Source organism: Colwellia sp., from assembly GCF_013214175.1.
Classification (GTDB): Bacteria; Pseudomonadota; Gammaproteobacteria; order Enterobacterales; family Alteromonadaceae; genus Colwellia.
Genome location: NZ_JABSPA010000013.1, coordinates 20,072 through 39,764 on the forward strand (window position 1 = coordinate 20,072; position 19,693 = coordinate 39,764).

At 37.2% G+C, this 19,693-nt stretch carries 22 protein-coding genes; 3 read left to right on the top strand and 19 right to left on the bottom strand.

The features are described from left to right. Positions 1-120: 120 nt before the first annotated feature. Complete coding sequence (locus HRT55_RS20520; RefSeq protein ID WP_291624258.1) at positions 121-1,266, bottom strand: M14-type cytosolic carboxypeptidase; 1,146 nt, start codon at positions 1,264-1,266, stop codon at positions 121-123. A gap of 117 nt (positions 1,267-1,383) precedes the next feature. After that, a complete protein-coding gene (locus HRT55_RS20525; protein ID WP_291624259.1) occupies positions 1,384-1,893 on the bottom strand; it encodes a TlpA disulfide reductase family protein in 510 nt (169 codons plus the stop codon). A gap of 308 nt (positions 1,894-2,201) precedes the next feature. Here HRT55_RS20525 and HRT55_RS20530 point away from each other — a divergent pair, with 308 nt between their 5' ends. The 3 genes from HRT55_RS20530 (at position 2,202) to HRT55_RS20540 (ending at position 7,816) form a co-directional block, all read left to right on the top strand. Continuing rightward, entirely contained in the window at positions 2,202-2,561 is a 360-nt protein-coding gene (locus tag HRT55_RS20530; protein ID WP_291624261.1) for a hypothetical protein, read from the top strand. A 428-nt stretch (positions 2,562-2,989) separates the two neighbouring features. Next, positions 2,990-5,533, top strand: a complete 2,544-nt coding sequence (locus HRT55_RS20535; RefSeq protein ID WP_291624263.1) for a M4 family metallopeptidase — start codon at positions 2,990-2,992, stop codon at positions 5,531-5,533. Between the two features lie 75 nt (positions 5,534-5,608). Further along, positions 5,609-7,816, top strand: a complete 2,208-nt coding sequence (locus tag HRT55_RS20540) for a M20/M25/M40 family metallo-hydrolase (protein WP_291624265.1) — start codon at positions 5,609-5,611, stop codon at positions 7,814-7,816. A 94-nt stretch (positions 7,817-7,910) separates the two neighbouring features. On the opposite strand, the gene HRT55_RS20545 is transcribed toward HRT55_RS20540, so the two are convergent. The 17 genes from HRT55_RS20545 to HRT55_RS20625 all read right to left on the bottom strand — a co-directional run. Further along, a complete protein-coding gene (locus HRT55_RS20545; RefSeq protein WP_291624267.1) occupies positions 7,911-8,432 on the bottom strand; it encodes an adenylate kinase in 522 nt (173 codons plus the stop codon). A 163-nt stretch (positions 8,433-8,595) separates the two neighbouring features. Beyond that, positions 8,596-9,048 carry a nuclear transport factor 2 family protein gene (locus HRT55_RS20550; RefSeq protein ID WP_291624269.1) on the bottom strand — a complete coding sequence of 151 codons (453 nt, stop codon included), beginning with the start codon at positions 9,046-9,048 and terminating at the stop codon, positions 8,596-8,598. Between the two features lie 161 nt (positions 9,049-9,209). Then, positions 9,210-9,710: a GNAT family N-acetyltransferase gene (locus tag HRT55_RS20555; protein ID WP_291624271.1), complete on the bottom strand. Its 501-nt coding sequence runs from the start codon at positions 9,708-9,710 to the stop codon at positions 9,210-9,212. Positions 9,711-9,742: 32 nt separating this feature from the next. After that, a complete protein-coding gene (locus HRT55_RS20560; protein WP_291624273.1) occupies positions 9,743-10,015 on the bottom strand; it encodes a hypothetical protein in 273 nt (90 codons plus the stop codon). A gap of 191 nt (positions 10,016-10,206) precedes the next feature. Beyond that, a complete protein-coding gene (locus tag HRT55_RS20565; protein WP_291624275.1) occupies positions 10,207-11,616 on the bottom strand; it encodes a M28 family peptidase in 1,410 nt (469 codons plus the stop codon). A gap of 96 nt (positions 11,617-11,712) precedes the next feature. Further along, entirely contained in the window at positions 11,713-12,027 is a 315-nt protein-coding gene (locus tag HRT55_RS20570; protein ID WP_291624278.1) for a hypothetical protein, read from the bottom strand. A gap of 271 nt (positions 12,028-12,298) precedes the next feature. Then, entirely contained in the window at positions 12,299-12,715 is a 417-nt protein-coding gene (locus HRT55_RS20575) for a CBS domain-containing protein (protein WP_291624280.1), read from the bottom strand. 876 nt (positions 12,716-13,591) lie between these two features. Further along, complete coding sequence (locus HRT55_RS20580) at positions 13,592-13,819, bottom strand: DUF6429 family protein (protein WP_291624282.1); 228 nt, start codon at positions 13,817-13,819, stop codon at positions 13,592-13,594. A gap of 234 nt (positions 13,820-14,053) precedes the next feature. Beyond that, positions 14,054-14,371, bottom strand: coding sequence for a heavy metal-binding domain-containing protein (locus HRT55_RS20585; protein ID WP_291624284.1), 318 nt, complete (start codon positions 14,369-14,371; stop codon positions 14,054-14,056). A 133-nt stretch (positions 14,372-14,504) separates the two neighbouring features. After that, positions 14,505-15,941: an ankyrin repeat domain-containing protein gene (locus HRT55_RS20590; RefSeq protein WP_291624285.1), complete on the bottom strand. Its 1,437-nt coding sequence runs from the start codon at positions 15,939-15,941 to the stop codon at positions 14,505-14,507. A gap of 146 nt (positions 15,942-16,087) precedes the next feature. Beyond that, positions 16,088-16,525: a GNAT family N-acetyltransferase gene (locus HRT55_RS20595; protein ID WP_291624288.1), complete on the bottom strand. Its 438-nt coding sequence runs from the start codon at positions 16,523-16,525 to the stop codon at positions 16,088-16,090. Positions 16,526-16,649: 124 nt separating this feature from the next. Next, the gene (locus HRT55_RS20600; RefSeq protein ID WP_291624290.1) at positions 16,650-16,880 is read right to left on the bottom strand and encodes a hypothetical protein; all 231 of its coding nucleotides are present in this window, start codon (positions 16,878-16,880) and stop codon (positions 16,650-16,652) included. 113 nt (positions 16,881-16,993) lie between these two features. Then, positions 16,994-17,461 (bottom strand): hypothetical protein, encoded by a 468-nt coding sequence (locus HRT55_RS20605; protein ID WP_291624292.1) that lies wholly within the window; start codon positions 17,459-17,461, stop codon positions 16,994-16,996. A 120-nt stretch (positions 17,462-17,581) separates the two neighbouring features. Next, positions 17,582-17,947 (bottom strand): hypothetical protein, encoded by a 366-nt coding sequence (locus tag HRT55_RS20610; RefSeq protein WP_291624294.1) that lies wholly within the window; start codon positions 17,945-17,947, stop codon positions 17,582-17,584. A gap of 113 nt (positions 17,948-18,060) precedes the next feature. Then, complete coding sequence (locus tag HRT55_RS20615) at positions 18,061-18,333, bottom strand: hypothetical protein (protein ID WP_291624296.1); 273 nt, start codon at positions 18,331-18,333, stop codon at positions 18,061-18,063. Between the two features lie 109 nt (positions 18,334-18,442). Then, positions 18,443-19,123 carry a subclass B1 metallo-beta-lactamase gene (gene bla / locus HRT55_RS20620; RefSeq protein WP_291624298.1) on the bottom strand — a complete coding sequence of 227 codons (681 nt, stop codon included), beginning with the start codon at positions 19,121-19,123 and terminating at the stop codon, positions 18,443-18,445. A gap of 257 nt (positions 19,124-19,380) precedes the next feature. After that, a partial coding sequence (locus HRT55_RS20625) for a transposase (protein WP_291624300.1) occupies positions 19,381-19,693 on the bottom strand: 313 nt, incomplete at its 5' end.

The following is a 19,693-nucleotide window of genomic DNA, read 5'->3' on the forward strand; positions in this document are numbered from 1 at the left end:
TTTAAGCTGAAATTATAAATTTGTACACCTATGACTAATCTCCCTAGCCATAAGTGCTTTTCTTAGATAAAGAAAAGGCGAATTTTTTAAAATTCGCCCTAAGCTTTATTCATCTATTACTTATTTACGTAAGTCATCTACCATATGATAAACGCCTGTTAAGAAATCTCGTCCTAATAAACTACTGCGTTCATCAGACCAACCAACGCTGTAATCAGGTAGCAGGTCATTATCTTTAAATGGCATTTCAATGGTATAAGCTAAACACTTAAATTGATTACCAACCCAGTTGGTGCCTACCGTTGGTAATGCTTTACCTGGTTCATCTTTATCGTAACCACGTTCATCTTGAAATTCTGGTGTGATAGCAACCATAAATTCTTTAAATTTATCTTCTAATGCTTTATGGCGGGCGTCGTAATTTACAACACCTTCACAGCCAGCAACAAAGTTTACCGGTAATGCTTCATCGCCATGCACGTCAAGGAACATATCGACACCCACTTCGAGCATTTTTTCACGAACAAGGAAAACTTCTGGACTACGTTCCATTGTTGGTTCTAACCACTCACGGTTAAGATTGGCGCCAACAGCATTAGTACGTAGATTACCACGAACACTGCCATCTGGATTCATATTAGGCACAATATAGAAAACAGCCTTGTTTAATAAAGCGCGGGCAACACCGTCATCTTCGTCAAGTAAGCGATCTAACATGCCTTCAACAAACCATTCAGCCATAGTTTCGCCTGGATGTTGACGAGCTGTGATCCAAATATTACGTTTGCCCTCACCTTCTTCACCTATTTTAAGCAAAGTCATGTCACGACCATCAATGGTTTGACCAAGTACTTGTAGATGACAATCAAGGTGCATTTGCGCGTTATGAATTAAGTCTTGATGACGTTCATAGCTATAAGGTGCAAAGTAGGCAAAATATACTGAGTCATGTTCAGGCGTTAACGTAATAGTAAGCTTTTCACCATCATATTGCGTTGGTACACGGAACCAATGTTCACGGTCATAAGAAGCAACGGCTTGGTAATCTTCCCAGCCTTCTGTATAAGCAGATTTACCGGCATTGTTTAAATGCATAACATGCTCTAAGCGATCGCCATTGGCCGTTAAGTCTGTTTGCAGTTTAAAGTGAAACCATTGGTAGAAATCAGACTGGTTGTCTTTTTTTATTTCTAGTTGAATGTTGCTTGCATCAGATGCATCAATAACGCGAATGTTTCCGCTGTCGAAATTGTCAGTAATTTGCATAATAATTATTTCTTAATTTGCTTGGCGTATTTGCTCAGCATAACGCCAATGAATAATTGAATAACACAGTGTACACAAACCACTGGCAGATCACTATATAGAACACCCTAAAAGATTTTATAATGAGCGTAAAAAAAGCCCTAACTCTGAAGAATATCCCATAGATTTACCAATAATCACATTTTCTTCATTTAAAACGTAATAACTGGGATATCCGCTGATTTCAAAACTTTGTTTGATGGCTTCATTACCCAAAGCAATTGGGAAAGTTAATTGATGTTTGCTAGTAAATGCCATGACTTCTTTATTACTGGTAAAGTCCATAGCAACAGCAATCACGTCAAGCTGCTCATTTTTTTGATACAAGGCCTGTAAATTACCTATGCTAGCATGACAAACCTGACACCAAGGCGCGAAAAAATACAAAATGGTGGTCTTACCTTGTGCATTTAACGACACTGTCTCGCCCATCAAAGTCGGTACCTTATCAATATTGACACCTTGATTTGAACTGACAACTTCACTTAGCGGCGTATCAGTTGCTAACATGCTGGTTTCTCGTAAAAGAGAAAGCAGTTGAAAGGCCACTAAAAAAATAATTGCTTGAATAGAAAAGCTGCGTAACAAAGGAAATTCCTGAAATAGTTATTGTGTCTAGCTTAATAGACCCGACAAGCCGTAATTATATTTTGTAAAGAATGCCTGACTTTGTAATCAATTGTGCTGCTAGCCGCTAGAATGATTTTTTTGAATGATTATTATCCTAGGATATAATCTTTACTTACTAGCAAATTAGTCCGTGTTTTAAGCTGAAATTCATCGGCTAATATAAACAGCTGTAATTTAAACCGACTAAAATATGATATTCAAAGTGGATTTGTTCATTGAATGTTTATATTCTGCATCTCGTAGGCGATAAATTAACCGGAGCCATTATGAAACCTTTTATCATGTTATTAATGTTATTTTCTTGCACCCTACTTGCTGAAGATATTGCTATTGAAGCTGTTAAGAAACACCCTAAGATAATTGAATTATTATCCACTAAAACTTTAGCTAAGCATTGGGTTGAATTTCATCAAATGGACTTAGGCGGTGAATGTGGTTTCACTGGCTGTAAATGGCGAAAATTGGTGTCTGTAATCGTTACCTCAAAAGGCGGAAATGCTATATCCACTACGACCATTGCCTTGGTGAGTGGCCATAAACCAAATAATATCAACAATATCACCGTAGAATTTGTTGAATTGACAAAACTCATAAAAGACACCACACAGACAAAACAACAATTATAAAGCATGATATTTTTCCTTTAAAAGTAAAGATACAGCATTACTATTTAGCCCTGCCATCGACTTTTCTTTAACCGTTATTTATCGTATTTTGAATAAAATCGACTAATACACCTCTCAAATGCGTTCTTTTTATTTACTATTTACGTATAAGAATTCAATGTACAAAATAGTCCCTGCATAACCACCTGATTGATTAATAACCACTTTAACTACGTATACAACATACAATACAGTATCGTAAATAAAAATTTACATCGATGATTTAGGTTGTTATTTAAGCACTCATTAACAATTTGTTAACTTTCGTAAATTAGTGCTACTTTGAAATAGTCAGTAAAAACTGATGTTTAAAAATTAAAGGAAGCACTATTTAAAAATATCGTTGAAGTTATTAATTTTCAATGAACAATAAATTTACGGAGTATCAAATGTATAAAAATAATAAAGTTACTAAGTTATCCATAGTGATCGGTGCAACAATAGCTGCCGCAAGCATGAATGTATCAGCAACAACAGTTAGCTCAATGACCATCAAAAACCAAACCGCAAATGGCGTGCCCTCATTTGTAACTGGTGACCTTGGTAACATGACAGATAAGTCAGCGGTACAGTCATTAAAAGATATCATTACCAGTCAAAACGAATTTGGTGCACAAGGCAATGAAAGTTTTACCATACATCGTCAATGGATTGATGAGCTAGGTAAAAAACATACGCATCTTGATCAGACTATTAATGGCCTTAAGGTCTATGGTACCAGCATGATTATTCATGCTAACCCGAATTTAGGTGCTTTAAATAACGGTAATGCTACCAGTACTATTTATGGCTTAACTGGGCGTCTAGCGCATAACAATGATAATAATGCCATGTCTGTAATGAATAGCATTAGTAATAACAATGGTGCTAAAAAGGCACTCGCTGCAGCAAAAAATATTGGTAATACTGCTGGTACAGCAGAGCTAGTTTATATTTATTTACCATTAAGTGAAGAAACCAAATTAGCCTATCGATTAGAGGTTACTTGGGACAATGGTAATGAAGACTTTGGACGAGACTTTATCTATTTTGATGCTAATTCATCTGAAGTATTAACACGTGAACCCCAAGTACATTCAGCAAAGAACTGGCGGACTCATACGCTCAATGGCGGCTCAGCTAATTCAGCACCTGGAACTTTGTTATGTACAAATAATCAAAGTTGTGGCGGTAATGCAGCAGCCCAACGAGCACATGATGGCGCAGCAAAGGTTTATGATTACTACCAAAGTAAATTTGGCAGAGACTCATTAGATAATAACGGTATGACCATGATTTCAAGTGTAGATATGGGTGTTTCTAATGCTTATTGGACTGGCAGTCAAATGATCTACGGCCAAGCATCAAATGGTCTCAATGATTTTACTGCTGATTTTGACATTATCGGTCATGAATTAACCCATGGTGTGACAGGTAATACTGCGAGACTAGTTTACGCGAATGCCTCTGGCGCCTTAAACGAAGCTTGGTCGGATATTTTAGGGCTTTCAGCTGAAGCTTATAAAAACGGCATAACCACTTCAACCTGGCTATTAGGTAATGATCTTTATAATAATCAACCGGGTAAAGCTTTTCGTTATATGAATAACCCAACACAAGATGGTTACTCAAAAGACTGGTGGCCGGAACGTATTCCCTATGTAAGTAACCCAAATAATAATAATGATCAAGGTGGTGTGCATGGCAATTCAGGTATAGCAAATTTAGCTTATGTGTTATTGGTAGATGGTGGTACTCATCCGCGTAATAAGTCGACTGCACAAGTGCCAAGTATTGGTATGGCTAAAGCGGAGAAAATTTTCTATCGCGCATTAACCACTTACATGAACCAAAATACTGATTTTTCAGGAGCAAGAACTGCGACGGCACAATCAGCCCAAGATTTATATGGTACAGCTGAAAAAACTGCGGTTGAAACTGCGTGGTGTGCAGTAGGCGTAGGTACATGTCCTGGTGGGGGCACTACTCCGGGTGTAGAGTTACAAAATGGTATAGCAAAAACTGGGATTTCTGGTACCGCTAAACAACAATTATTTTACACGATAGAAGTACCAGTTGGTGCAACAAATCTAAACTTTAAAACCTCAGGTGGTACCGGTGATGCTGATTTATTTGTCAAATTTGGCGCAAAACCAAGCCTAACAACGCAAGACTGTAAAAGTACTTCCAATGGCAATACTGAATCATGTGATATTACTAATATTCAAGCCGGTACTTATCATGTCATGGTTGAAGCATGGAGTGCTATAAGTGGGGTTAGTTTAACAGCAAGTTTCAGTGATGGTGGTACTACACCGGTTGACGAGTTACAAAATGGTGTCGCTAAAAGTGGTATATCAGGTACAGCTAAACAACAATTATTTTATACCTTAGAAGTTCCTGCTAATGCCACTGCCTTAAGTTTCACCACATCAGGTGGCTCAGGTGATGCCGACTTGTATGTTAAATTTGGCTCAAAGCCAAGTTTATCCACGCAAGATTGCAAAAGTACTTCCAACGGCAATACTGAATCATGTGATATTACTAATGTTCAAGCGGGTACTTATCATGTCATGGTTGAAGCATGGAGCGCTATTAGCGGTGTGAGTTTAACGGGTAGTTATACCAGTGGCTCAACCGGTGGTAATGAGCCAATCAACGATACTCTGAACAATATTTCAGTATCGCAAGGTCAATGGCAACATTACACCCAAGTATTACCTGCTGGGTATTCTAATATGACCATTAACATTTCAGGCGGTACTGGTGATGCTGATTTATACATTCGCCATGGCGCTCAATCAACGTCTACTTTGTATGAATGTCGTCCGTATTTAGATGGCAATACTGAAAGCTGTAGTCTTAGCGCTCCAGCAGCAGGTACTTGGTATATTGATGTATATGGCTATCAAGCGGTTTCTGGCTTAACGCTAACATTACAAGCTAACCCATAAATTTAAATATTGATAATTCAGAGGAGCATTCGCTCCTCTTTTTTTATCTTTAGTTTGATATACAAGGATTTATATATGAATAAGTTACTAACAGGACTTTTTTTGTTTAGCGGTATAATTTTATCTAGCTCTGCGCTTGGACAACAAGAGTCAACTGACAAAAAAGTATGGATTTCTATCGGTGCTGATGCTGCCAAATTGATTGATCAACAGTATCAAGGATTTATTAATTTACAGCAGATAGATAGTGTAGCAAGTGCTATTTTACCTACCACAACAATTGCCCATCTACCTGAATCACAGATTGACCGATTGAGTGAATTGATGCATGAGAAGTTTAACCGTTGTGGTGGTTTTTTTTACCATGAAAACTTAGCTGAAGCACAAGCCTATACCCAAGCACTGACCCAATCCCAGACACAGTTATCCGCTATGGTTGCTGTTAATTACTCAATTGATAATGCAACGACGGTTGATTCACTATTAAGCGAATTAACCGCTGGCAATATCACAGCAACTATTGATAGTCTCGCCAGTTATCACAATCGATATTACTCACAACAAACAGGAGCAGACGCTGCTATTTGGCTAAAAAACAAATGGTCAAATATGGCAAGTGAGCGTGCTGACATTAGTATCGATTTTTATCAGCATAGCTGGAAACAACCGTCTGTTATCGCCACTATAACAGGTAGTACTAACAGTGAAGAAATTGTCATTGTTGGTGGTCACCTTGATTCGATTAATGGTGGTAACCCAAACACAGGGCGCGCACCTGGCGCTGATGATAATGCCTCAGGCATTGCGGTGATTACTGAAACTTTACGGGCTATTATCGCTACCGGTTTTAAACCTGAACGCACAATTAAGATTATTGCTTATGCTGCGGAAGAAGTTGGACTGAGAGGGTCTAAAGCTATTGCACAAAGTTATAAGGCGGCCGGAAATAGTGTTGTTGGTGTGGTGCAATTTGATATGACCGCTAACAAAGGCAGTGCTGATAAAGATATTGTTTTCATGACCGATTATACCAACGATGGCCAAAATCAATTTTTAGTTCAACTTATTGATACTTACCTTCCTGGCATCAGTTATGGTTTTGACCAGTGTGGTTATGGCTGCTCTGATCATGCATCATGGCATAATGAAGGTTACGCCACCTCAATGCCCTTTGAGTCAAGGATGAATGACATCAACGGTAAAATTCATACTGATAACGACTCGACTTACAATGTTAATCACATAGTTAATTTTACCAAATTATCAATGTCTTATATTGGGGAGCTTGCTAAAGGTGATACGGATAGTACAAGTAACCCTACTGATCAATTGCAAAATGGTGTGGCAAAAACAGCTATTTCAGCTAGTGAAAAGCAACAATTATTTTACACACTAGAAGTACCTGCTGGCGCAGCGGCGCTAAAATTTAAAACATCAGGTGGTACCGGTGATGCTGATTTATTTGTCAAATTTGGCGCAAAACCAAGCTTAACCACGCAAGACTGTAAAAGTACTTCCAATGGCAATACTGAATCATGTGATATTACTAATATTCAAGCAGGTACATATCATGTCATGGTTGAAGCATGGAGTGCTATTAGTGGTGTAAGTTTAACAGCAAGTTTCAGTGATGGTGGCACTACACCGGTTGACGAGTTACAAAATGGTGTCGCTAAAAGTGGTATATCCGGTGCAGCTAAACAACAATTATTTTATACCTTAGCAGTACCTGCTAATGCTACAGCCTTAAGCTTTAGTACTTCCGGCGGCTCAGGTGATGCAGATTTGTATGTTAAATTTGGCGCTAAACCCAGCCTAACTACGCAAGATTGTAAAAGTACGTCCAACGGCAACACTGAATCATGTGATATTACTAATGTTCAAGCGGGTACTTATCATGTCATGGTTGAAGCATGGAGCGCTATTAGCGGTGTGACTTTAACGGGTAGTTATACCAGTGGCTCAACCGGTGGTAATGATCCCATCAACGATACCCTGAATAATATCTCGGTACCTCAGGGTCAATGGCAACATTACACCCAAGTATTACCTGCAGGTTATGCAAATATGACCATTAACATTTCAGGGGGTACCGGTGATGCAGATTTGTACATTCGCCACGGCGCTCAATCAACGTCTACTTTGTATGAATGTCGTCCGTATTTAGATGGCAATACTGAAAGCTGTAGTCTTAGTGCTCCAGCAGCAGGCACTTGGTATCTTGATGTTTATGGTTATCAAGCAGTTTCTGGCTTAACGCTAACATTGCAAGCTAACCCATAACTTAACCATAAGTTAACCCTTCCCTAAAACAATAACCTCAACAATAACCTTAACCTTAACAATAAAATCGAGGGGGAATAATCTCTCTCGGTTTTTATATATTTTTAAGGTACTGCTGTACTTGCTTTTGGTTGTTTAGCTCTATAATTTCTATACCTTGGAATTTCAGTTGTGGTAACAGCTTGTTATAACGTTTACGCTTTTGATGATAAGTTTGTAGTACCCACAAGATAATGGAGTCGCGACTAAAAAAGGTTTGCTTAAAGGTCTCAACGTTACCTGCAAAGAGTTTCTTCTTGGTTACCGCTCTAACAATTGAGCGCGTAAATGAGCGATATAACACCAGACTAAAAGAATGATTAAGCCAAATTATTTTAGTGGCACGTGGCCAAACGATGTCCCGTACAACCGAATAATTACCATCAAGTACCCAAGTATCTGAAGCTGTGGCCTGTTTGACTAAGCCCCTAAATTCGTCATCCGCTCGCTCTTGCCAATTGGGCAACCAATGTAATTGATCTAACTCTATATATTCTAATGCCATCTTATTGGCTAACTTTTGAGAAAAAGTCGACTTACCACTACAACTTGAGCCAATGACTACCACACGTTCCATTAATTTTCCTCACACCGATAATTACCGATCATATACTGTTTGAATACATTTCAGTGCTGTTGCTCATTAACTTTCGATTTGGTGCTAGTTATTGGTAAGTAAGCCAAACTTCAATAGCAAACATTTAACACCTCAACGAATATGCAATTATAAAAATCATACTTTACTTAGATACAAAGGTTTTATTGATAATACGCCAGTTATTGTCGCGCTTATACATAACTAAATAGTCAATATAATGGGATTTCGAGGTTTTAAAGTCTAGTTTTACCATGGCCATTTTATCATCAACAATATCAACGGATAAAACCTTGCCATGCCAAGTATCCTCAGTTTTTTTATTAAAAAAACCGGAAAATTCTTGTAAGGTCAAACTTCTAATACTTTCCTTACCCGTTTCTTTGTCAGTTGTGATCATTTTCACATGACCAAAGTCCAAATCAAAGGCTTTACTAAAAAGCTGCTGGTCACCATTTGCCATAGCATTAAAGTAGTTGTAAGCAGTATCAACAACGGCTTTATATTCGTTACTTGTCAGTCCTTTAGCATGGTTAGGTAGTGACATTAGGCCTAGAAAGAGTAGCGTAGCTATAACGGTTAATTTTACTTTTGACATTTATTTAGTCCCTTTAAATACACTGGCGTTTGACTGTTACTCAAACCTTAAGTTAAGGACTCTATTTGATAGGTAAACGTTAAGAAAATAAAGGGCTGCAATTGTAATAATTTATGACTACTTATTACGGCTTCAAATGGAAAATAATTTATGAGAGTGCTTTATAAGCTCACTTGGTAAACATCAACATTAAAGCCACGAAAGTTTGTTGCCTTAGCAAATACAAAACCCGTTCGGTTGACTACCTTTACCGAGCTAACATTGTCAGACTCAATCAAAGCAGATACTGATTCTAGGCCCAGAACTTTTTTAGCAAAAGCTAACACAGCCAGTGTAGATTCAACAGCGTAGCCCTTATCTTGGTAGTCACTCGCCAGGCGATAGTTAATATGGATAACATCTTCGTTATCAACTTGATGGTAATTCAAACCACAAACACCAACAAAGGCATTATCTTCTTTACGATACACAGCCCAATGTCCATAGCCATTGGTAAGATATTGTTGCTGACAGTTGGCTATATAAGCGAGAATTTGTTTTTCCGTATGAACACCTACGGTAGAGTATTTCATTACATCAGGATTAGATAAGACTGTTGCTAGTCTTTCAGAATCATCATTACTGATTTTACTTATGACTAGTTGTTCCGTTTCAAAAAACATCCTAAAATATAATTGCCAAGTGAATCTAGGTACTATGAATTAGCTTTGATATTAAATACTTTTCTTATACAAGTTGAAACTACAAATGAAACGATGAAGCCAACGACAAAATAGAGCACTACTGCAATAGTGGCGAGTTCTGAATCATAGACTTGACCATTTTCAAGTAAACATTTAGCGCTAGCGTAGTCAAACGAGCCGCCATTATCTAAACATTCATCAACGATTAAAAAAGTATGTAACGCCCAAATGGCAAATAGACTGGTAAAAACACCAACAAGTGTTGGTATAAGTGTTCGATTCATATAATCCTAAAAATAAGTGGCTTAGCGAGTAAAAGTAGAATAACAGATAGACAAAAAAAAGCACTGACCTAATAGCCAGTGCTTGTTAATTTATTGGTTTACAATTGACAAGTTTGCTTGTGCCTTGCTCGTCATTGAATCAGCTTTTCAGTAACTCATTGACCAAACTATTGCCCAAATTATTTACCCGACTATTTACCCATAATGCGCGTTTTAGCGTTAGCTGCCATAAAAGCAAATACCGCATAAGTTGCTACGTTTTGACGTAATTTTTTTGGGTCTACTTTATCCAATGTATCATCCGCTGTGTGATGATAATCAAAGTAGTCGCTACCATCTTGGGATAAAGCAAAGGCAGGAATGTTAAACTTACGAAATGGAATTAAGTCTGGACCGCTACGCGCTGAGTTTTTAGCTAAGAACTCAACACCAAGAGATTTCATCATAACGGCAATATCGCTAACTAAAGGTAATGAACTGGCATGAACATTAGAATCAAACGCCCATATTTTATCAGCACCAAAGTCAGACTCTGCTGCTGCCACTATATTTGAAAGGCTTTGTTCATTGGCTTTAACATAAGCTTTAGCGCCCCATAAACCAAATTCTTCAGCAGCAAATAATACTACTCGAATACTGCGTTTTGGCTGGCCTTTAGATACGGCCAATTTTGCCGCAGCCATTGTTAATGCAACACCAGCGCCATCATCTAATGCACCGGTACCTAAATCCCAAGAATCTAAATGACCACCAATAAGTACATGCTGCTCTGGAAATTCCTTGCCAGTAAACTCAGCAATTACATTATAAGAAGTGCCCTCACCCATTGATTTTGCTTGTACATTAATATTGATAGTTACAGGCTTTCCTAAAGCAACTAAGCGATGTAATTGATCGGCATCAGCATTAGATATGGCAGAAGCAACAATTTTAGTAACGCCGTCTTTATAATGACTGCCGCCTGTATGAGCAAAACGGTGATAAGCCGTGCTTACTGAGCGCATTACATACCCAACAGCACCTTTTTGTGCTGCCACAACAGCGCCTCGACTACGAGCCTGAACAGCAGGACCGTAACCATTGCCATCGCGATCTCGGTTCATTCGATAGTTGATAAAAACAATTTTACCTTTTGCAGCATTGTCCGGCGCATTTTCTAGCTCAGCTAAAGTTTGAAATTCAATCACTTGTGCTTGAATACCGTCTTTAGGTGTACTTATGCTATTTCCCAAAGCAGTAATGTGCAGCCGTTGTGGTGCTGGGCTGACAATAGCTGCTGACTCAGAATATCGAATCCATTTAGGAAAAGTCGCAGGCTCAGTCCATACCTTATCAAAGCCCATGGTTTTAAACTTGGCAACGGCCCAAGCGACTGCAGCTTTATCGCCCGGAGTACCTGGCATTCTCGGGCCAACTTCCGTTGTTAACGACTCAACAAGGTTCCAAGCTAAGTCACTTTGCAGGGCCTGCTGTTTTATCTGTTCAACTTGCGCTAGTTGTAGCGTTGAAAAGTTATCCGATTGGGCATGAGCTGTTGCAGCATTAAAACTTAATGATGCAAAAATTAGCCCTGATAACATTGAAGTAAATCGATTATTCATAGGTAAAGCCTACAGGTATGTGAGTAAGTGAAAATTACTTATCTAAATGTTTTTTTATATTATTTTAATGATCAATATATGGCTGATTAACACTGCTTAGCGTTTTTTCTTTTTCATGCTAACGACATCTCGCGCTATCGCTAGTAACTCAGGTGAAATATCATCGGCACCGGCTTTAATTAACTTACTGACATCGCCCGAAGAAAATAATGAACCACGTTCAGATTTTACCCCTAATGATCTGACAAAATCTTTGGTCTTTCCGGTACTCGCCGTATCAATATACTTAAAAATAACTTGTTCATTAAAGCTTTGTGGCTCTTGCTTTAAGGTCTCAATGGTTTCGCTCAGCGATTTCATTTCAGACTCTAACGATGCAATTAATTCGGCGGTATTGTTATAAGGTTTCATTAAATATTTAGCTCTTATAGGGGTAGCTGATGGTACCAAAAGGCACCTTCGGTACAATAGAAAAAAGTCAGTATCAACTTGTATGGTTAAAGCTATTATACAGCGAATGAAAGTGAGTAAATAGCGAGTTTAAGCCAAGTAGAGCTTTATTGATGACAAAAAAGAGGTCATTGAGGAAAGGAATGTGAACAGACAAGCTATTTTGTTGTCATTTGATAGCATGTTAAACGCCAAAATCTGCAACGATGAATCGTGCTTCATGCTTAATTGGTTAATTTTCCCCTGCTTTATTACTAAGAACTCTCATAATATCTCGCCATGAAACGATACCGACAGGATTATTGTTTTCATTAACCACTGGGATACATGATATTTTATTTTCATTGAACAGGTTTATCGCTTCCCTCACTGAGGATTCTTCCTTTAGGCAAAGGGGTTTACTGGTCATTATTTGATGTGCCCGCTTGTTCAGCGTTGCTAAGTCCTGAGTAGTTGCCGCAGCGGTATCAACTTTAGGACTGATGGCTTTAAGTAAATCCCTATCTGAAATAATGCCAAACAATTTTTTATCTTCAACCACTAAAAGATGATGAAAGCCCAGCGCTTCAAAAATTTCTTTTACTTTACTAATAGGATCGTCGAGTTTGACTGTAACCACATTAGTACTCATCAATGACTTAATCTTCATAGTGTCCTCAAATACATGGATTGGGTATTGCCCTGCTAATAAAGGTAGCTCCAGGGCAAAGTAAAGATAGCCAACTGTTATTTACCTTTAACGTTTTTGTTATCTGTTTTTGTCACTATGATCTTGCCTCGATAAAATGTGTCTATTTTATCGAGGCAAGACCATTTTTCCGTTTGATCGACATTAGGTGTTGTTATCTGGGAGTTCTTTGATAACGACAAAGTAATAAACCAAATACCCTATCCAAGAAATAAAGAAGGACATGAGAAACCAAATAAGTTTATGTATGCCTTTAGCTTTTTTAGATATCAAAGCGAGAACCCAAGGTAACATCCCTATAAATAATATTATGAAAAAAATTAAAATTTGCCAAATACTTATTCCGCCCAAAATAGACTCCTTTTTAAATTGATACTACAAAAAAACATAGACATAATGCCCCCACAAGGTACGAGCATCTAGACTCGTCGGTTAGTAAAATCAGAGCCATAATATAGGTGTTGAACAAAAAACTAAGTTTTATCAAGTTTCAATTTATGACGTTTAAGTGCAATAAATAAAACATCTACAACAACAATAAGCAGAACAGCTAAACAAACAAAGTTGGTCGAATAAACTACAAAACCAGATAAATTTGTTGCAAATACATTTATGAAAAACAGCCCCAACAATGGGACGAAGAATGTAATACCAATTAAATATTTCAATTTCATAATTGCCTCAATTTAAAATATAAGTTTAAAGTAACAACCAAAACCATTAGTGCATATATCGCTTTTCTAAGCGGTAATGAAATTTAAAGCTAAAATTTTTAGTGACCGAAAAGGCCAACTGTTTTTTGCCCTTATTAATTAGCTTACATGCACTTTTTCCCGCTTAATTTTTAGCAAAAATCTTATAAAACAACTCTTCAGATTTTTTGAGCCCTTCATCTGTTAATACAACAGATTTAGCTTTGCCAACGGGATCACAAATTAAGCCTTTTTCATGTAACCGATTAGTCACCTCCCAATCAATTTGTTTCCATGCTCGAAAGTGGTCATGCAATGTAAGATACATTAAAGCTAAGGCTGCCTCATCTATTTTATCTTCATCAATATCCAAGATTAACTCCTAAAATCAAAGGGCATACGCCCACTTAAGGGACTGTTAGTAGTTGATACCGACTATTGTGAAGTTACAAGTAAATCAACAAGTACTTTTTGAAAGATATACATGCAACCACCAATAGAAAAAATAATAATTATAGTTGGAGATATTGTATCGCTCTCGCAAAAATAGCCATCCATTATTTATAATCTTAGTATCAAGATAGCCAGACCCACAAGAGGCTTAACACTATGTTTTTAATTTAACCGCCGTGCCAAAAACCATAATTTCACATGAGCCATCCATAATTGCGCTTGTAGTAAAACGAATACCTACAACAGCATCAGCTCCCTTTTCATGTGCGTTTTCGACTAAACGCTGAACAGCTATGTCTCGAGCTTCAGTTAGCATTTCTGTGTAGCCGTGTATTTCACCACCGATAATACTTTTTAGACCTGCCATGATGTCACGCCCAATATGCTTTGCTTGAACAACGTTACCCGTAACGACACCTACTATTTCTTCGATTTCCTTGCCTGGAATTGACTCAGTGGTTGAATAAATCATAAAACGTCCTTGAAAAGATAGACCGCGATAAGCGGCAAAAAATTGTTTACTAATATGTGAGGCGAAGCGAAACCGAGCGAGCTGTTACAGTCCGACTTTAAAATCTTATTATAGCTCTCATCATGAATCCTTTTTAACTACCTGTATAAGAAACTAGAAGATTTATTGCCTCTTTATTCTTTTTACCTTGGGCTAAATCTAATGCTGTTTTACCTCTTCTATTTGTTAAGGTTGTATCAGCACCACTTTCCAACAAGAAAGCTAAAATAGACGTTTTCCCAAGGTATGCTGCATCCATTAATGGCGTATCCCCATTGTTGTTTGCAATATTCATATTCGCGCCATTATCGACCAAATAACGTACTAGTTTTAAGTTTTTTGTTTTCCAGCCAGTGATAATCAATGCAGTATCACCTGAAGAGGTTCTGGCATTAATGTTTGCCCCTTGATTAAGGACCAATTTCACACGTTTTATTAAGGTCTTATCATGACTATATTTAGCTATTAATAAAGGAAAGACGGCACTAGCTTGCTTATGAATATTTTTATCTAGACGCGTTTTTTCCAACAGTTTGTCGAAATAATCTTTTCGGTTATAACTCAATGCAAACTCAAAAAGTGAAGAATGGTTGATTGTTACACGCTCAATGACTTCTCTTTGTTTGATTAATTCTTCCATCACCTCTATTCGATTAAGTACAACAGATTGATAAAAAGCCTCATTCAAAATTTCATCATTCTTAAGTACACCTTTATCAACTAACTGTTTTACTTGCAGTAAATCGTTGCTTTTAACCCCTTCAATAATTAGGTGTTTGGGTGGGCTAACAGCTTGAGTATTTTTTAAAACCTTATTTAACCAGTTAAGGTGAGTCGACACTCGAGTGTAATATTCCATAACACCATATGTGCCCTCTTTAAGCCCCACTTTAACTTGATAAGAACTTACCCCTGCAACATAAAGTTTAGAATCTAACGTGATAAATGCTGGTCCACCGCTGTCTCCACGTGAGCTAATACCTTCAAATTTGGTCGCGTCATCTCCTGAGTTAAAGGTAAAACCAATTACTTGATCAGACACACTGATAATGGTGTTAGTAGCACCTCGCTGAATATCGTCATCCTTAAGTAAGCCTTCACGTCCATTTCCGTATGTGCCTCTACCTACAAAGATGACAGGTTTGCCTTTTTCATCTTCAGCCGAATATAACTTTGCGGGTCTGCCCGTTGTTATAGGGTCTTTTAGTTGAACTAAGGCTATGTCATTAGCTTCGTCATTTTCTCTATCGAAGTGAGGATGTACAAATATTTTTTCTATTCGATAGACGGAGCCATGGTGACGTGCAGTAAAAAAGTTATCTTCTTTTCCTTTTACACAATGAGCGGCTGTAAGCAACCAAGTGCTCTCGATAAGGGTAGCTGCGCAGCCGCCTACATAAGCTAGGGACAACGAATATTCTTCACCGAGTTGATGATACTTTACATCATCAACATCATGTCTAATGATTATTGCATTAGCACTACTCATGATTAAAACAAAAACTAACGTACATTTTATAAAAAATTTCAACTTAAATTCCTTTCTTTATTCTTATTGATAGGCAACCAAAATTTGGTAGCACTAAGCTATAAGGCCTGACTAAGTGGCAATAAACAGTTTGTTAAACAAGCCACAGAGGAGGAAAAACAACTTTCATTTTACTTTTTAAATACTTGTTATAAACAACTAGTCACTAATTCTTTTTTTAGCCAACAACGACGATGTTCTTTGGGGTAATTTTCGAGTTCTCCAAATATTTCATAACCTTGCTTTATATAAAAATCAGCTGCTTGGTAGCTAAAGCTTGTTAAATGAGAGTTTTTACATCCATTATCAACGGCAACACTTTCTATTTCATTTAGCAGCTTTATTCCGAAACCTTGACCCCTTGCACTTTTAGAGACCCACAATGAATCAATCCAAAGCCAACCAAAATTGTCATAATTCCCTTGTACTCCTCCAAGAATTTCACCACATTCATTATGTAATAAAAAAGATACGTCATGGCGACCAGTATCACCAACTATTGGTTGTATGAAGGCTTCAATACCATCCCAAAGAGCATGTTGCTCTTCATCTGATAATTTATCTTTACGAATTATATCTAATTCCAATTGCAGATACCCTTTTGCGTATAACGCCTTGCTAAGCAGAAATTAATGATTGGCTAAAAGTAGTGACGACGGAGCAAAAACTAACTGTTTTTTTCCTTATTAAACAGCTTATAGCTATATGCAATTACTTATTACATGCACAAGCCTTTTTCCCATTTTGTTGATACCACTCTTGGTAATTACCATTTGAACAGTTGCGTTTTACATTAGGACAACTTGCTGCATTGTAACTAACATCCGTTTTGGTTACTTTTTCAAAGATCTCACCCAAGATGACATTAGCAATTTGATGACTAACAGGTTGAGATGAACAACCTGATATAAGGATAATAATTAGTAAAGACAAATACTTCATGCGTTCTCCATTTGCATATAACGCTTTCATTAGCGAAATTTATAGTTGGCTAAAATATTGAGGGACGAAAACAGCCAACTAAATTTTGCCTCTTATTAATTAGCTTGTTATGTTTAAAATTGATAACCGGCCTGAAAAATACCACCTACACCTATACCATCTTTTTCATTTCCTGCGACTAGAGTAAAGCCAAAATTAAATCCGGGATTCCCTATGCCTCTAAGAAAGTAATGATATCCTAAGCCTGCACCATATACAGCCTCATGATCAAAGTTGTCATACTCACTTCCCACGACACCAATATATAAACTTGCACCATGTTTCGGGGTTTGAAAGTCAAAGATGTCCGTTTTGACCCAACCAAAACCAACACCACATGTACCACCGTAAATGGAAGAATAGCTAACACAACCAGCAGATATATATTTCAAATCATTTTTAGATTGAATACCTGCATTAACACCAATACCACTATAAAAAGTGCCAGCGCCCATACCAAAGGTAAAGTTATCGTTTGCTAATGTTTGAGGTGATAAGACTAAAGAGAATGAAACTAGAAGTGATTTTGTAATTGTTTGCAAAAGTGATCCCTACTTTATTTAAATATTTACCAACGCCGAAATAAGCGTAAAATTATAGTTGGCTATCAATGTGAACGAAGTGAAACAGCCAGCTGTTTTTTGTCTTTATTAAACAGCTTGTTATAACGATTCAACTCCTAACTCTGTATTTTTTACCTGGGCAACTCTCTCAGAGCAAAAAAGAAATGATAAGGCAACACATGCAGCATCAATAAACCAGGCATTTATCAATCCAGTTAGAATAATTAAAAACAACAAAATCGATGAAGGAATTAAGGCAGCAGTAAAAGAATGTCTAAGAAAGTATTCCGGAAAGCGTTGCGCATATATCCCCCCGAACAGACAGCCTATTAGAGATGATAATAAATACGGAATAAATTCTACTAAAGAAAGCTCCGAATCATCGCCTATGATAGGTACGATAAAAAAAATACTAGAGATTATTGCCGTAAGCTTTAATATCAGTATAAAAAATTTTAGATTCATTACGATGTTCCTTATCGTTATAACGGCCTAATAATGGGCAAAATTCAGTTGGTTAAATTAGCGACGATGGAGCAATAAAAACTGTTTTTGTCCCTGTTTATTAGCTTGTTAGGTTAATTCAGACGCCTTAACTGCATAGAGAAAGAAATAATAAGTCCATATACACCACCTGAAATAAGTGATCCTAAAAACCCTAAATCAGCTACTAAAGGATTTATAATAAAAATTGATAACACTATTGTCGGAATGAATAGAATTGCCGCCATTTTATAATTAACAAATAACTCAGCCTTTTTTGAGCAATATGGACACTTCTTCTGTGTACCTAAGCGATTCATAGCTTTAGAAAACACGCTAATTTTTGACATACAGTGAGGACATTTCATCCAATCTTCCTTGATTATAACGGCCTGTTAACAGGCAAAAATAAAGTTGACTAGAATAAGCGACGATGGAGAAAAAGCCAACTATTTTTTGTACTTGTTTAACAGCTTGTTAGAGGCCTTTATTGACTAAAGCTAGTTGTGCTGTGTGTCTAAGTAAACTTATATCACCGATTTCACCATGTCCCGGTACTACCCTCTCTACGTTAGGGTACTTCTTAATCACTTTTTGAATTGATATAGGCCAGTCTTTCACTGATGCATGTCCCATAAAACCTAAGCCTTTACTATTTATACTTTTAACAAAACAACCACCAAAAAGGATTTTTTCTTCTGGAAGCCAAACGACAATATTATCCTGTGAGTGACCAGCACCAGGATAAAATACTTCTATTTTATTTGTAAGCAATTCATATTCATTGCTTTTTATTTCATGATTAGATTTTTCTCTTTGCTTAGAATCAAGTAATTTATTAGTTAGTGGTGTAGCATAGGTTTTTATTTTTAAGCTATTAAGAAATGAAAGCCCACCGCTAGCATCTTTATGAAAATGGGTGACTACTGCACTTTTGAGCGTTAACCCTTTTGATGCAATCCATGCTACCAATTTTTTTGTATCTCTAACGGTCCAAGGGGTATCTATAATATGTGCATTAACCCCATCAATAACAACTAAACCAGATGCCCCTACTATTCCATAAGATCCAACCCTTTTATATGAAATGTGTTGATAAACATTATCAGCAAGCTTCGTAATCTTTGGTTTAGGCACTTCTTTATTAGCAAATGCCATGCTCGAAAAGATTATGCAAAGAAAGAGAATATGTCTCATAAGTCGGTGACCTCTAACGAGCTTGTAGAATAACTCGTTTTTAAACTTTATTTATAATCACAATACTGTAACGGCAATATTTTCTTTTAACAATCAAAAACGTTTACGTTTTTGGCGATTTTTATTTATGCACCTATGAGGCTTAACTAATGGCGGGTTTTTTACTGGTTTTTGTCTTATTATGGCTGTTTTGAGGGGGGGGATGCGGGATTACCGCTTTAATGCAGACTATGTCTTAACTTTTCTATATTATGAACTAAGCAATACATTTGCCATTGGGCATTCACTTTTTCTTGTCCGCGCAAGGTGAATTTATTCATGCCTTTATTCACCGTGATATTGCCAAATACTGGTTCAATGGCACCCAACCTTTTACTGTATTGTCGTCTTCCCACTGGACTGTCTATTTTTACCTTCATTTTATCGCTATAACTCATTTTCTGTTCATATTTCTGAAGAAACTGTACTTGCCTGCCTGTTGATTGCGGTGTTTTTCTCATGCATTGCTTTTGTAAGGGACACACGCGGCAG

Excerpts from the sequence above, each read along its gene's own strand:
- HRT55_RS20520 (WP_291624258.1), bottom strand. The coding sequence starts at position 1,266 with ATGCAAATTACTGACAATTTCGACAGCGGAAACATTCGCGTTATTGAT.
- HRT55_RS20530 (WP_291624261.1), top strand. The coding sequence starts at position 2,202 with ATGAAACCTTTTATCATGTTATTAATGTTATTTTCTTGCACCCTACTT.
- HRT55_RS20535 (WP_291624263.1), top strand. The coding sequence starts at position 2,990 with ATGTATAAAAATAATAAAGTTACTAAGTTATCCATAGTGATCGGTGCA.
- HRT55_RS20540 (WP_291624265.1), top strand. The coding sequence starts at position 5,609 with ATGAATAAGTTACTAACAGGACTTTTTTTGTTTAGCGGTATAATTTTA.
- HRT55_RS20545 (WP_291624267.1), bottom strand. The coding sequence starts at position 8,432 with ATGGAACGTGTGGTAGTCATTGGCTCAAGTTGTAGTGGTAAGTCGACT.
- HRT55_RS20550 (WP_291624269.1), bottom strand. The coding sequence starts at position 9,048 with ATGTCAAAAGTAAAATTAACCGTTATAGCTACGCTACTCTTTCTAGGC.
- HRT55_RS20555 (WP_291624271.1), bottom strand. The coding sequence starts at position 9,710 with ATGTTTTTTGAAACGGAACAACTAGTCATAAGTAAAATCAGTAATGAT.
- HRT55_RS20560 (WP_291624273.1), bottom strand. The coding sequence starts at position 10,015 with ATGAATCGAACACTTATACCAACACTTGTTGGTGTTTTTACCAGTCTA.
- HRT55_RS20565 (WP_291624275.1), bottom strand. The coding sequence starts at position 11,616 with ATGAATAATCGATTTACTTCAATGTTATCAGGGCTAATTTTTGCATCA.
- HRT55_RS20570 (WP_291624278.1), bottom strand. The coding sequence starts at position 12,027 with ATGAAACCTTATAACAATACCGCCGAATTAATTGCATCGTTAGAGTCT.
- HRT55_RS20575 (WP_291624280.1), bottom strand. The coding sequence starts at position 12,715 with ATGAAGATTAAGTCATTGATGAGTACTAATGTGGTTACAGTCAAACTC.
- HRT55_RS20585 (WP_291624284.1), bottom strand. The coding sequence starts at position 14,371 with ATGATTTATTCAACCACTGAGTCAATTCCAGGCAAGGAAATCGAAGAA.
- HRT55_RS20600 (WP_291624290.1), bottom strand. The coding sequence starts at position 16,880 with ATGAAGTATTTGTCTTTACTAATTATTATCCTTATATCAGGTTGTTCA.
- HRT55_RS20610 (WP_291624294.1), bottom strand. The coding sequence starts at position 17,947 with ATGAATCTAAAATTTTTTATACTGATATTAAAGCTTACGGCAATAATC.
- HRT55_RS20615 (WP_291624296.1), bottom strand. The coding sequence starts at position 18,333 with ATGAAATGTCCTCACTGTATGTCAAAAATTAGCGTGTTTTCTAAAGCT.
- bla (WP_291624298.1), bottom strand. The coding sequence starts at position 19,123 with ATGGCATTTGCTAATAAAGAAGTGCCTAAACCAAAGATTACGAAGCTT.